The following is a 13,718-nucleotide window of genomic DNA, read 5'->3' on the forward strand; positions in this document are numbered from 1 at the left end:
AGACGGCAGGCAGACCACCGGAGTTCCCATGTCCTCGATCCTGATTGTCGAGCAGATCCTCAATGGTCTGCAATTTGGCGTCATGTTATTTCTGATGGCTGCGGGCCTGACACTTATCTTTGGCGTCATGGGGCTGATCAATCTTGCCCACGGCTCGCTTTACATGGTCGGGGCTTTCGCAGCAGCCGCTGTGGCCGGTGCCACGGGATCGTTCTTTCTGGGTCTAGTCGCGGCGCTCGCCTCAGCTGCGCTTGCCGGAGCGATAATTGAAATTGTTGTCATACGAAGGCTATACGATGCACCTCATCTGGATCAGGTTCTGGCTACCTTTGCCCTGATACTTATTTTTTCGGAGGGAACCCGCTGGTTTTTCGGGTCTTTCCCCTTGTTTTTAAATATCCCGCAAGCTCTTTCGGGGCCTGTCACCCTGCCCGGCGGCATCGAATACCCCCTTTACCGTCTAAGCCTGATTGTCATCGGAGTGGCAATCGCGGGCGGATTATGGCTGTTCATCGAACGTACACGCATAGGCATTCAGATCAGGGCCGGTGAAAACGACCGAGAGATGATCGCGGTGCTTGGCGTTGATATCTCAAAACTCTACACCCTCGTTTTTGCCCTAGGAGCAGCTCTGGCCGGGCTGGCCGGCGCTTTGGTTGGAGCAATCCAATCGGTGCAGGTAGGCATGGGTGAACCCGTTCTGATCCTTGCCTTTGTGGTTATCGTAATCGGCGGTATCGGGTCGATCCGAGGGGCGTTCATTGGTGCGTTGCTGGTTGGTTTGACCGACACGTTGGGCGGCGTTTTCCTTCCAGAATTCCTTGGCTTGTTCATGGAGCCCGGTGCAGCGCAAAAAAGCGGGTCAGCCATTGCCTCGATGGGGATTTACATACTGATGGGGCTTGTTCTGATCTGGCGCCCTACCGGCTTGTTCGGAGCCCGCGCATGAGAGTTACGGAAAGATACATCAATGGCGTCGTTCTGACTGGCCTGTTTCTATTACCCATTTGGGCATTGGCGATGGACGAACCTTTCACGATCACATTGGCCACCCGAGCGGTCGTCCTTGCACTGGCAGCCGTCGGATTGAACCTTGCATTGGGTCTGGGCGGAATGGTCAGCCTGGGCCACGCTGCGTTCTTTGGCCTTGGCGGCTATACCATGGGTATTCTTGCCTATCATGCGCAGACGTATTCAACCTTAAACCTTGGTCTGTTCAGCACTGATGGGACAACGTCGATGCCGGTGATCTGGCTGTCGGCTATGGTCATCTCGGCGCTGGCCGCGTTTTTCATCGGCATACTGTCACTGCGCACAACCGGGGTTTATTTCATCATGATCACCCTCGCATTTGGCCAGATGTTTTTCTACTTTGCCATCTCATGGGCGCAGTACGGCGGCGAGGACGGACTGTCCATTTATGTGCGCAACGGTTTTCCCGGCTTAAACACGCTGGTGCCAATTCAGTTCTTCGGCATCTGTTTCACTCTTCTGTGCATCGTGTTGTTCCTGTTTGCCCGCCTTCAGGCTTCGCCCTTCGGTTTGGCACTGAACGCCACCCGCCAAACCAGATCACGTGTTCAGGCAGTCGGTCTGAACCCTACGCGAATTCGTTTGCTGGCCTTTGTTCTTTCAGGCGCAATAACTGGATTGGCGGGCGCGCTCTTCGCTGACCTCAACCGGTTTGTGTCGCCCACAATGTTTAGCTGGCAATTGTCCGGAGAGCTTATCGTATTGATCGTGATCGGTGGCGTTGGACGGCTGATGGGGCCGGTCATCGGGGCTTGTGTCTTTGTAGCACTCGAGCATTTTTTAGGAGCATTGACCGATTATTGGCATGTTTACCTTGGAGTCGTCCTATTGTGCATTGTCCTGTTCGGGCGTGGTGGACTGATCGGCCTACTCACTGGGAAAGAGGGTGCGCATGTCTAAGCCCATCCTTGCCACTGATGCAATTAGCAAACGGTTCGGCGCGTTGACTGCGACACACGATGTGTCGATCGACCTCAACCCAGGGGAAATCCATGCGATCATTGGCCCGAACGGAGCCGGCAAGTCCACGCTGATCAAACAGATATGCGGTGAAGTCCACCCCGATTCCGGTCGCGTTTTGTTGGATGATCGGGATGTTTCGGCCCTGCCCCCCCACGTTCGCGCACGCGCTGGCTTGGGTAGGACGTTCCAGATTTCCGACTTATGCATGGAAGACACTGTTTTAGAAAACGCGATTTTAGGCTGTCTGGCAATCGAAGGGGCCTCATGGCGGTTCTGGGGGGCCGCTCAGAAGTCAAAAACTTTACGGTCCCGTGCGGAAGGTGCACTGGATCGTGTCGGCCTTGCGGATTTTCGCGACACACAGTGCTCCAGCCTCAGCCACGGGCAGCGACGACAGTTGGAAGTCGCCGTTGCGCTTACGCTTTCACCCCGCGCGTTTGTTATGGATGAACCCATGGCCGGTCTCGGAGCAGAGGGGTCCCGGAACCTGACTGCTCTACTCGACGGTCTTCGTGCCGAAGCCCCGATCCTGCTGGTCGAACACGATATGGATGCCGTTTTTGCTTTGGCAGACCGCATCAGCGTGATGGTCTATGGCGCGGTGATCGCCACGGGATCAGCAGACGACATCCGCCAAAGCGCGGATGTCCGAGAGGCCTACCTGGGAGAAGAAGTATGAGTTTTCTCACGGTCGAGAACCTTCAGGCAGCCTATGGTCCAAGCCAAGCGCTTTTCGGTGTCGATCTGCGCGTGGCTGAGGGCGAAGTTACCGCATTGCTGGGGCGGAATGGCATGGGCAAGACAACCACCGTCAAGGCGATCTGTCAGATGATCCGTTCCTCAGGCACGATCACCTTAGATGGCAAGAACCTGCAGGGCCTGCCCAGTCACAAGGTTGCGCGGAGCGGTGTAGGTCTGGTTCCCGAAGGGCGCAGGTGTTTCATGGACTTAACCGTGCACGAAAACCTAATCGCTGCAGCCCGCCCCGGGGAGTGGGATCTGCGCAAGGTCGCAAGTCTGTTCCCAAGGCTGGATGAACGTGGAAACCAGCGAGCCGCCTCATTGTCTGGCGGTGAACAGCAAATGCTGGCCATCGGACGTGCATTGATGACGAACCCGCGTCTTCTTGTTCTGGATGAGGCAACCGAGGGTCTCGCACCCATCATCCGACAGGAAATCTGGGCTGCAATGCGGCAGTTAAAGCAGAACACCAGCGTCGCAATCCTTTTGATCGACAAGTCCTTGAAAGAACTGGCCACTGTATCAGACACTGCAACCATCCTGGCAAGCGGGCGCACAGTCTGGAGTGGCGCCATGTCCGACTTGACGTCCGAGGTGAGCGAAAAGCACATAGGTGTCTAAACTCGTTAGACCAAGCATCGCCAATCAACTTTTAAGGTATGTGGCGGAGAGACAGGGATTCGAACCCTGGAGACGGTTTCCCGCCTACACACTTTCCAGGCGTGCGCCTTCGACCACTCGGCCACCTCTCCGTGCGGGCGATATTTGGACTATCGCTTGCAGATTTGCAAGGCCCCAATAGGGTGAAAATTCAACCTTCCTGAGCGGGACCGGAAAACCGATCAAATCTCGTCCCCGTCGCTATCCGACATATCGGCTTCGGTCATTTTAATCGGCGCAGGTTTGCCTGCGGAGCCCTCTTCGGAGTTGGGGGCAACCTTCACCTCTGGACCGGTGTTGCGTAGAGTTTCAGGGTTGCGCAACCACACGTCACGCTGCGCGAACGGGATCTCGATGCCCTCTTCAACAAAGCGACGGTTGATCTCATGGTTCATGTCTGACTTTACAGACAGCATCCAATTAACATCCCTCAGAATAGCACGGATTTCAAAATCCAGAGAATCCGCGCCGAAGCCCTGAAACACAACACTGGGAGCAGGGTTGGCAAGAACCATCGGGTTCGCATTTGCAATTTCGCCCAGGATTTTCTCGACCTTGCGAGTATCGGTTCCGTAGGCGACGCCGACAGGAACAATCACCCGCCCGATCGTGTTGCCGCGGGTGTAGTTGGTCACCACACCGCTAATCAAATCCGAGTTGGGGACGATCACATCGGATCGGTCGAAGGTCTCGATCCGCGTCGACCTGACCGAAATATCGCGCACATAGCCCATCATCCCGTTGACGTCGATCCAATCGCCCTTCGAGATCGGTCGCTCGACCAGAAGGATGATGCCTGAAACAAAGTTAGACACGATGGTCTGCAGGCCGAAACCAATTCCGACCGACAGCGCACCGGCCACAATGGCCAACGAAGAAAGGTCGAATCCGGCAACCATGATGGCGCAAAGGGCGGCAAGGAATATGCCGACATAGCCTGTCCCCGCGACAATCGCGTTTTGGCCGCCGGGATCGATCTTGGTTTTTGGCAGCAGTGAGCTGCGCAGCCCCCCTTGAAGCATCCGTGTCAGGCCATACCCCATCAAGAAGACGATCAGGAAGGTAAAGAAATTCTTCGGTGAAACTGTCACGCCACCGACATCGAATCCCAGCAGGATACGCGACCAAACCTCAAGTAAATCCGTCTGGCGCGCGCCCCAGTAGATTGCCAGAACAGGGATGGCGAAAATGGCCATCGCAAAGCCGATCAAGACGGAAAACAGGGAATCCTTGGCCGCGTCGCCCTGTCGCGTGACCCACCCGTAAACAGCAGTCAGGAACCGCTGAACGATGACCAGAGCCGCAATGAGAACAAGGGATTTGACAGCAGGATAAACGATCGCCTCGGCGGCGTTGGTATAACCGACCACTGCCAGCACCGGGCTGGCAATACCCAGCAGAAACAGGGCTCGACGCAGGAATTCTATCAACTGCGCCAAACCCGCGCCTCGGGTCGCGCCGGGCTCATCCGAGTCCACGACGACCTCGGTGCTGCGCACCTGACGCACCCGCAAAAGAACCAGTGCCGTAATTATTGTCACAGGGAAACCGACAACCGCGCGCGTCGCGTCCGAGATGTTCTCGATCTGCTCGAACAGATTCACCAATTCGTGCAGGATCAAAAGGACTGCAAGCATATCGAGATAGACCCGCAGTTCGGCCACCCGCTTCGCGGTCAGACGCTTAAAACCCTGCGCCTCTTGCAGGACATAAACCTGTCGGCCAATCCAATCAAAATAGAGGATAATCGCAGCCCAATACGGGATGTTTTCCAACAGCAAAGTGCCACGCAAGCCCGGCACCCCGGTCATTACGATCGCCTTGACGATCAACCAGACCCCAAGCCAGGGTAAAAGAATACGCAGCAGTGACGTTAGGAACGTCCAAACACCGCTGCCCCGGCCGCCCAGCTTACGCAAGTAGTTCCCTGCAAGCTCGGACCAATGCTTGCCGTAGAACAACAGTACCCCGGCGAGAACCACCAGTAAAAAAATACCCAAGCCCTGATTGCGCAACTTCTCGTGGGCAACATCGGTTTGCAGATTCCTTCGGGCTTCATTGAACAGGCCGCGGGCTGCTTCGGTAACATCTGTCCATGCTGGCCCCCAATAGATTGGGTTAATCGGAGACGGACCGCGCTCTAACAGCTCTTTGGTCTGGCGGTTACGCAGAAGCTGATCGATTTCTGCGATCAAACCGTTGGCGCGGCTGAACGCTTCTTCCGAGATAATCCTAGGAACCTGAAGCGCATTCAGTTGCTCTTCAAGATGCGCGCGCAGGGCGGCAATGTCTTTGGGTTCGCTCGCATCCCCCTCGGGCTTCGGCCCAAGCGCCTCGATCTGAGCGTCAAGCGTCTGTATGCGGTCGGTATTTGCACCACGCGCGCGATTGAAATCATCGCGATAGGCATGAATTTCCGAACGTAAGTTTTCAAGCGAAGCATTCGAGGCCCGGTCGGCCTCGATCACTACTTCTGCTCGGTCCGCCGTTTTCACCCAGCCCTGATAGTACTCGCTCTGTCGGTCGGAAAGCTGAGCAGCCGCAGGGCCGCAGAGAACCGCCAGACAAATTGAGACAAGCGCTAGGAGCAGGCGGACCTGTCGCAGCATCACACGTCCTCGAACACGCCGGGTATGCTGCGCGGAGCTTCGGTCATCCAATCGGGCACCGGCAGTTCTTTTTCACGCAGGAATTCCGGGTTGAACAGCTTGGACTGATAGCGCGTTCCATAGTCGCACAGGATTGTCACGATAGTATGGCCCGGCCCAAGGTCTTTGGCCAAACGCACGGCACCCGCCATGTTGATCGCGGTCGAACCGCCCATGACCAACCCCTCTTCGCGCAGCAGGTCGAAGATGAGAGGCAGCGCCTCATTGTCGGTCATCTGATAGGCGTAATCGGGCTTGAACCCTTCGAGGTTCTTGGTGATGCGCACCTGCCCGATGCCTTCGGCGATCGAGCTGCCCTCCATCGCGATTTCGCCAGTGGTGTAATAGGAATAAAGCCCCGCCCCCATCGGATCGACCAGACCGATCTTTACGCCCTTGGGCTGCAAAGCATCGGCCACACCGGCCAGCGTTCCGCCGGACCCCACGGCGCAGACAAAGCCATCGACTTTGCCGACGGTCTGTTCCCAGATCTCAGGCCCGGTGGTTTCCACATGCGCCTGACGGTTGGCCACATTGTCGAACTGGTTTGCCCAGATCGCGCCATTGGGTTCAGTCTGCGCCAGCTCCTCGGCCAGACGGCGCGAGTAATGGACAAAGTTGTTAGGGTTGCGATAAGGCGCGGCTGGCACCTGCACCAATTGCGCACCGGCAAGGCGCAGCATGTCCTTTTTCTCTTCGGACTGAGTTTCCGGGATCACGATCACGGTCTTGAAGCCCATCGAAGCTCCGACCAAAGCCAGACCGATACCTGTGTTGCCCGCAGTTCCTTCAACGATCGTACCACCGGGTTTCAACTCGCCCCGCGCGATGGCGTCTTTGATGATATAGAGCGCCGCGCGGTCCTTGACCGATTGGCCGGGGTTCATAAACTCGGCCTTTCCAAGGATTTCGCATCCGGTTTCCTCGCTAATGCGCTTCAATCGGATCAGCGGGGTTTTTCCGACTGCGTCGGCAAGGTCTTTCGCAATGCGCATGGCGCCCTCATTTCATTACGGATCAAGGCAGATTTACAGTTGCCGCGCGCCAACCACAAGCAGCGATCATCACGAGCGCAGACGGTTCCGATGTCGCGCGAGCCAATGGGCCAGCGCCAGCAACGGCAAATCTTTGAACCCATGGGCGTCAACTCTGTCCATGAAGTCCACAAACGGCAGGATTTGTGTGCGAATGTCCTCGCCCTCGGAAGCAAGGCCACCATTGTTGACTGTCTGATTAAGGTCAGCCAGCCCGACATAGAGATGAAGGTATTCGGTGGATGATCCGCTTGACGAATAGGCTGATCCCGCGCTTTCCAGCACCAACAGGTTTACATGAGCCTCTTCAAGCGTCTCGCGCCGAGCCGCCTGTTTCGGCGTTTCGCCGGGGTCAATCATTCCAGCGACGGGTTCCCACATCCAAGGCTCGGGATCTTCGGCCATGAAGACCGGTGCCCGGAATTGTTCGACCAAAAGGACGGCATCGCGGATCGGATCGTAGGGCAGAACGACAACCGCACTGCCCTGCATCAGCCCGCTACGATGTACGACCGGCCCCATCGAGCCATCATACAGCCGATGCTGCAGCTCGATCCTTTCCATCCCGAAGTAGTCGACATACTCTCGCGCGTGTTGTTGCACGACCACGTCTTTGCGCACATCGCGCGGATCGCCAGTGTGCCGCTTGCGCGCGGCGAGCCTTGCCCAAGCGCGCGTACGGATGGCCGGAAAGCTGCGGGAAATCTGGTCCGCGTCGACCTTACCATAGTAGCCCATCACCTCTTGCGCCGCTGACACCGACATTTCCGCCCAGTCGTCCACCCAATCCTGCAAGGACCAGGGACCGTCAGAGGTCCACAAGTCCGGCTGCGGGTAGAACACGCTTGCCAAAATGCGAGACCCATCAGTGAGGTTCAAAGTGTGAGGCTCCATCTCATAATCGAAACCGGCCTCATAAAACTTTAACCGCTTCAGGTCTTCTGGCCCGAGCCCTTCAACCACCAACCCCGGGGCATTATGGCCTGTTTCCGGACAGATCATCGGAAAATGCTCGTCCCGAACATCATAGACCGCGTGGTCTGGCAGAACTGCGTCTCTTATCTGCAAGTCGGAGAGCGATCGATCCAGAACGGTCTCCAACAATGGCAGATGGCGAAGCGTTCCATAGAAAAATAGTGCGGACACAAAATTACCCTCGTAGTGCCAGTAGCCCTCACCGCCAGCGGCGACTGGCCTCTTCCGTGGCGAGACCCGCGATCACAGCACCGATCCCGAGCGTCCACAGGATTTCTGGTGCTAACAACTGCTGACCAAATTCAATCCCAATCTGGAAAATGGCCAACAGTGCCTCAAATGGTCCGTCATACCGATGGCGCATAGCCAATCGGAACATTTCGTTGCACCCTTGAACAAACAGACCCCAGAAAACCAGTGAGACTACCCCGGTCAAACCGTTGTTCAGTCCGGACGTCCACCCTTTGCCAGCTCGTTTGCCCATGATTTTCCAGCCGCACGCAACCGCAATGATCATGTTCACGTAGGTAAAAATACCGTAGTCCTTACCATCTTCCCCATTAGCGATGATCATGCTCGAAACTAAAAAGGCCACCACCAAAAGACAAATGGAGGCTACAAGTCGCGCAGCAGTGGGCATCAGGTGGGTCCGTTCATTACGTTGGTTTTGCTACAGTAATCTGTGTCACATCGCAATTGCCGGTGTCAAAGGCTGCGCCGCAGGCAGTCAAATAATAATTCCACATGCGGCGAAAACGCTCATCAAAGCCCATCTCAGAAATGACGTCCCATTTGTCATTGAACGTGTCATACCAGCGGCGCAGAGTCAGATCGTAGCTTTTGCCGAATTCCTTGGATGTCACCACTTTCAAACCTGCCTGAGCGACCTGCTCTTTTAGCACCGAAGGTGCAGGCAGCATACCGCCGGGAAAGATGTATTTCTGAATGAAATCAACACCATTGCGGTAAACCTCCCAACGATGATCTGCCACGGTGATAATTTGTAAAGTCGCCTGAGCACCCGGCTTCAAACGTTCGCGCACAACTTCGAAATAGACTGGCCAGTATTTTTGACCAACCGCCTCAAACATCTCAATTGATGCGATACCATCATACTGGCCACGCTCATCACGGTAGTCCTGCAACTTGAACTCAACCATATCGGACAATCCCGCTTTATCAATGCGTTGCCGGGCATACTTCAACTGCTCTTCGCTGATCGTCAGGCCTGTGACCCGTAGGCCACGCTCTTTTGCTGCATATTCAGCAAATCCCCCCCAACCACAGCCGATTTCAAGGATGTGATCACCGGGCCTTGCCCCCATCTCATCAACCATACTGGCGTATTTGGCGGTTTGCGCTTTCTCAAGACTTTCCTGCCCAGTCTCAAACAGCGCGCTGGAATAGGTCATCGTATCATCCAGCCACACGGCATAGAATTCATTGCCCAAATCGTAGTGATAAGAGATATTCTTTTTGGCTTGCTTACGACTGTTTCCGTTCAACCAAAAGCGAAGCCTCTCATAGGCTTGAACCAGAAACTTACCGGTGAAATCGTCGTAAACGGTCTCGGTTCCCAAATGGACCAAATCCATGAAAGACCGTAAATCCGGCGTGCTCCAGTCGCCTTCCAAATAGGCGTCCGAGAACCCCAATTCGCCCTCTCGGATCAGCCGGGCAAAGACGTCCGGGTTGTGAATATCGACCCGCGCAATTGGCCCGGGCTTTGTACCTTCGGCTCGGAAAACACGGCCATCCGGCAGCGCGATATCCAGGCGGCCGTATTCCATCTTGTTCAGCATTTTAACAACCTGCCCGAAATAGCGTGGCAGGTCTTTCTGTCCGTCTGTGGTGGTCAGGATCATCCGCTCTCCCCTGTGCGGTTGTTGTTTCAGGCTAGGCCGAGTTTGTGTTTCTGGCAAGTTTTCAGTTCCTTACTGGGTTTTCCGGTGCTCATAGGCGGCCAGTGCCTGTGCTCGTCCTTCGGACAATGAAACGACAGGGGCCGGGTAGTTATCCGTGGGCTCAAGGCCCCAGGCCCGAGGGATCGCTTCGAAATACGCCAAGGCGGTATCTGGCGGAGCAGTCTGGCCCTCGGCCACCCACTTGCGCACATAGGCGGATGATGGGTCAAATTTCTCTTGTTGTGTCACGGGGTTAAAAATCCGAAAGAACGGCGACGCGTCAGGCCCCGAGCCTGCCACCCACTGCCATCCCATCGCATTCGATGCGGGATCCCAGTCCACCAAACACTCCTCGAACCACCTCAGGCCGACTTTCCAGTGAGTCATCAGATGCTTGGTCAGATAGCTTGCGACGATCATCCGTGCCCGGTTGTGCATCCGCCCGGTTACGTACATCTCGCGCAAGCCGGCATCTACGACGGGAATACCCGTTCTTGCTGTTTTCCAGGCAATTACCTTTGGGTTGTCTTCATCGAAACGCCACGGAAATGCGTCCCACTCGGGTTTCCAGTTGTCGCCAAGCAGATGTGGAGTGTGAAACATCAAGTGATACGCGAATTCGCGCCACACAAGTTGGCGCAGATACGCATCTGCACCCGACACGCCATTCATCTCAGACATCCTGACACGATGCCAGATCGAGCGTGGGCTGATCTCACCCAGTGAGAGATATTCGGCCAAGGCCGATGTTCCGTTATGATCCAACCGGTCTCTATCGTTGGAATAGTCAGAAACACGACCAATAAACGCTTCGAGAACGTCAAAGGCGGCCTCTTCACCTGCGCGCACATGCTGCGCGACCACTCCGGCGCCTCGGTTCATTGCCGCCCCCATGGCCCAACTCCCAATGTCATCCGACTTTGGCCAAGCTGGCGGTGCAATCAGGCGGTTTGGAGTTGGCACCGGTGCGTCAACGTCCCTGTGTTGAACAGCTCTCCACATCGGCGTGAACACGCGGAAAGGTTGTCCGCTCTTCGTCGCTACTGTCCAGGGTTCGAACAGCAGATGGCCGGAAAACGACTTTGCTTCGACCCCTTGGTCCTTCAGCGTTGTCTTAATTCTGCTGTCCCGCTCAATGGAGTCCGGATCATAAGCGCGGGTCCAGTACACTGCAGATGCTCCGGTTTCGCGGACAAGCTGTTGCAAAACCTCGATGGCATTTCCCTGCCGCAGGATCAACCGACTGCCAACTTGCGTCAAACGCTGCTGCAGCGCTTCCAGCCCTAGCGACAGTCGCCATTTAGGCGCAGCACCCAGCGTCTGAGCAAGATTGTCGAGTATGTAAACGGGAATGACGGAACGACCGCTTTGAACTGCTGCGTTCAAAGCTGGGTGATCCGACAGGCGCAAGTCCCGCCGGTACCAAATGATGATCGGTGACTGCTCGTTTTCCATGATCGCCCTTTGTATTTTCTTTTATACGAAACAGGGCGAAAACCGGATCACAAAACGGTGTCAAGACTTTCCAATAACTGGTTGATTTCGCTCTCAGACGTGTAATGAGTGAAACTGACACGCAGCACACCTCGGGTCAGATCGACACCCATCGCTTCAAGTGGGCGAACTGCGTAGAAATCTCCGCCCCCGGCCATGATCCCGTGCTTGACCAGATTGCTTGCCACATCTTCGGCATTTTGTTCCAAAGCCAAAGCTACGGTTGGCGCACGACGGGCCGCGTCAGAGGTCCCGATCAACCGGACCGAATTGCGATCCTTCACGGCGTCCAAAACAGGTTGCAGCATTGCAACCTCTTGCCCTCGCATCAAGTTGTGCACAAACGCACCCCGTTCGGTCGCTCCCCTTTGAGGGCCGCCATGGTGATCGCACAGAAGGTCGACGTAATCTGCCATTCCCGCACAGGCCGCGATCTGGGCGTGATCCGGGCCGGCAGGCGTAAACCTTTTGTACAAACTGTCCGCATTGAAATAATGCGCCTGGTTCGGCAGCAACTCACCCAGCGACCGTCGCATGACCATGCACCCCTGATGAGGGCCATAGGTTTTGTAGGCCGAGAACAGATAGATATCCGGCCCCATATCTCCGACATTGGGGAACCCATGCGGCGCATAAGAGACACCATCCACACACACGAATGCGCCAGCGGCATGGGCGATCGCAGTGATCTCGGTCACCGGATTGATCTCTCCGATCACATTCGAACAATGCGGAAAACAGACCAGACGCACCTTTTCATCTAACAGGTTTTCCAGATCATGCGGGTTCAGCGATCCGGTCTCGGGGTCGATCTGCCATTCCCGGACCTCGATACCCTCCTCAGCAAGGCGGCGCCAGGGACCTGAGTTGGCCTCGTGATCCTGATTGGTAACAATGATCGCCTCTCCGGGTTGCATCCAGCGCCGGAACGCCTGCGCCAATACATAGGTGTTTTGAGTCGTGGAGGGACCAAAGCTCAACTCGTCAGTATCGACTCCCAGAATCGCTGCCATACGGACACGGGCTTCGTCCATTTCCTCGCCCGCCAGCCGACTTGCTTCGTAGGGGCCGTAGGGTTGTACTTTGCGCTGGGTATAGAAACGAAACAGGCGATCCAGGACTGGTTTGCAGGTATAGGATCCGCCTGCATTCTCAAAAAACGCTTGTCCTTGAAGGCTGGGTTCGGCAAAGGCCGGAAACTGCGACCGAACGAAATCGATATCGAGAGTGCTCATGGCACGAGGCTCCTTAGATCATGCACGTCAATCCATGAGGACACCGGTGCATGATTCCGGGTCCCTCGGAAATCATGGCGGGTCTTCCAGCCAAGCCTTCGCGTTCGCGATGGCAGCCCCTGCAGTCGCAAAGACCGGGACAAATTGCCCAGCCTTCGCGTCCACGTCAAGCACTTGAATACAGAATGCCCGGCCTTTGGGGACGAGGCTTATCCTTGAACTTTGGTATAGGTTCCTTCACCGGCAAGAATACCGCGGAACCCGCCCGGTTCATCCAGACCGAACACGATCAGCGGCAGGTTATTGTCGCGCGCCAGCGCAATAGCCGAGGCATCCATGACCCGCAGACGCTTTGCCAGAACATCATCATAACTGACCGTGTCATAGCGCACTGCATCCGCGTGTTCCTTGGGGTCCTTGTCATACACCCCGTCCACACCGTTCTTGCCCATGAATATCGCCTCGCAGGCCATTTCATTCGCGCGTAGCGTGGCGGCGGTATCTGTCGTGAAATAAGGGTTACCCGTTCCGGCAGCAAAGATGCACACACGCTTTTTTTCAAGGTGGCGTACAGCGCGGCGGCGAATATAGGGCTCACAAACCTCATCCATGCGAATGGCTGAAATCACACGCGTGAAAACCCCAACTTCCTCAAGTGCTGACTGCATCCCAAGCGCGTTCATAACCGTTGCCAGCATCCCCATATAATCAGCGGTCGTCCGTTCCATCCCCTGCGCCGAACCGCTCAGACCACGGAAAATATTACCTCCGCCGATGACCATGCAGATTTCGACCCCCAGATCGTGCACGGATTTCACCTCTTGTGCGATGCGCTGAACCGTCGGCGGGTGCAGGCCAAAGCCCTGATCGCCCATAAGCGCCTCGCCTGAAATTTTCAGCATCACGCGACTGTATTTGGTTTTCGGGGTGTCGGTTTCGGGGGAAAGGCTCATGTTGCGCTCCGGGCTGGCACGGGTTTTATTTCGCCGCAAAATGAAGCAAAACCTCTGCGGGTTCAATGCGGATCATGAG

The 13,718-nt window shown here is 56.0% G+C and carries 12 protein-coding genes and 1 tRNA gene; 4 read left to right on the forward strand and 9 right to left on the reverse strand.

The genetic code is table 11. From position 1 onward, the window contains the following. The first annotated feature begins 28 nt into the window (after positions 1-28). From J7380_RS14315 to J7380_RS14330, 4 genes are read left to right on the forward strand one after another with little or no spacing between them, the layout of a single operon-like run. The gene (locus tag J7380_RS14315) at positions 29-949 is read left to right on the forward strand and encodes a branched-chain amino acid ABC transporter permease (protein ID WP_170750877.1); all 921 of its coding nucleotides are present in this window, start codon (positions 29-31) and stop codon (positions 947-949) included. Beyond that, positions 946-1,932: a branched-chain amino acid ABC transporter permease gene (locus J7380_RS14320; protein ID WP_209196468.1), complete on the forward strand. Its 987-nt coding sequence runs from the start codon at positions 946-948 to the stop codon at positions 1,930-1,932. Before J7380_RS14315 ends, J7380_RS14320 begins: the two co-directional genes overlap by 4 nt. Beyond that, complete coding sequence (locus J7380_RS14325; RefSeq protein WP_209196469.1) at positions 1,925-2,674, forward strand: ABC transporter ATP-binding protein; 750 nt, start codon at positions 1,925-1,927, stop codon at positions 2,672-2,674. The genes J7380_RS14320 and J7380_RS14325 overlap by 8 nt, the downstream gene beginning before the upstream one ends. Beyond that, positions 2,671-3,357: an ABC transporter ATP-binding protein gene (locus J7380_RS14330; protein ID WP_209196470.1), complete on the forward strand. Its 687-nt coding sequence runs from the start codon at positions 2,671-2,673 to the stop codon at positions 3,355-3,357. The genes J7380_RS14325 and J7380_RS14330 overlap by 4 nt, the downstream gene beginning before the upstream one ends. 41 nt (positions 3,358-3,398) lie before the next feature. Here the strand turns inward: J7380_RS14330 and J7380_RS14335 are convergent. From J7380_RS14335 to pyrH, 9 genes are all read right to left on the reverse strand, one after another. Then, positions 3,399-3,488: transfer RNA gene (locus J7380_RS14335), tRNA-Ser, on the reverse strand. A 90-nt stretch (positions 3,489-3,578) separates the two neighbouring features. Then, positions 3,579-6,005: a DUF3772 domain-containing protein gene (locus J7380_RS14340; RefSeq protein WP_209196471.1), complete on the reverse strand. Its 2,427-nt coding sequence runs from the start codon at positions 6,003-6,005 to the stop codon at positions 3,579-3,581. Then, positions 6,005-7,039 (reverse strand): cysteine synthase A, encoded by a 1,035-nt coding sequence (locus J7380_RS14345; RefSeq protein WP_209196472.1) that lies wholly within the window; start codon positions 7,037-7,039, stop codon positions 6,005-6,007. Before J7380_RS14345 ends, J7380_RS14340 begins: the two co-directional genes overlap by 1 nt. Positions 7,040-7,108: 69 nt before the next feature. Then, positions 7,109-8,224: an NUDIX domain-containing protein gene (locus tag J7380_RS14350; RefSeq protein ID WP_209196473.1), complete on the reverse strand. Its 1,116-nt coding sequence runs from the start codon at positions 8,222-8,224 to the stop codon at positions 7,109-7,111. Positions 8,225-8,252: 28 nt separating this feature from the next. Then, positions 8,253-8,693, reverse strand: coding sequence for a TrgA family protein (locus J7380_RS14355; protein WP_170353015.1), 441 nt, complete (start codon positions 8,691-8,693; stop codon positions 8,253-8,255). A gap of 16 nt (positions 8,694-8,709) precedes the next feature. Continuing rightward, entirely contained in the window at positions 8,710-9,918 is a 1,209-nt protein-coding gene (locus J7380_RS14360; protein ID WP_209196474.1) for a cyclopropane-fatty-acyl-phospholipid synthase family protein, read from the reverse strand. Positions 9,919-9,987: 69 nt separating this feature from the next. Then, a complete protein-coding gene (locus tag J7380_RS14365; protein ID WP_209196475.1) occupies positions 9,988-11,412 on the reverse strand; it encodes a deoxyribodipyrimidine photo-lyase in 1,425 nt (474 codons plus the stop codon). 47 nt (positions 11,413-11,459) lie between these two features. Beyond that, the gene (locus J7380_RS14370) at positions 11,460-12,686 is read right to left on the reverse strand and encodes an aminotransferase class V-fold PLP-dependent enzyme (RefSeq protein WP_209196476.1); all 1,227 of its coding nucleotides are present in this window, start codon (positions 12,684-12,686) and stop codon (positions 11,460-11,462) included. Positions 12,687-12,895: 209 nt separating this feature from the next. Further along, complete coding sequence (gene pyrH, locus J7380_RS14375; RefSeq protein WP_170353007.1) at positions 12,896-13,639, reverse strand: UMP kinase; 744 nt, start codon at positions 13,637-13,639, stop codon at positions 12,896-12,898. Positions 13,640-13,718: the final 79 nt, after the last annotated feature.

The organism is Ruegeria sp. R8_1, assembly GCF_017743815.1.
GTDB lineage: Bacteria > Pseudomonadota > Alphaproteobacteria > Rhodobacterales > Rhodobacteraceae > Ruegeria > Ruegeria lacuscaerulensis_A.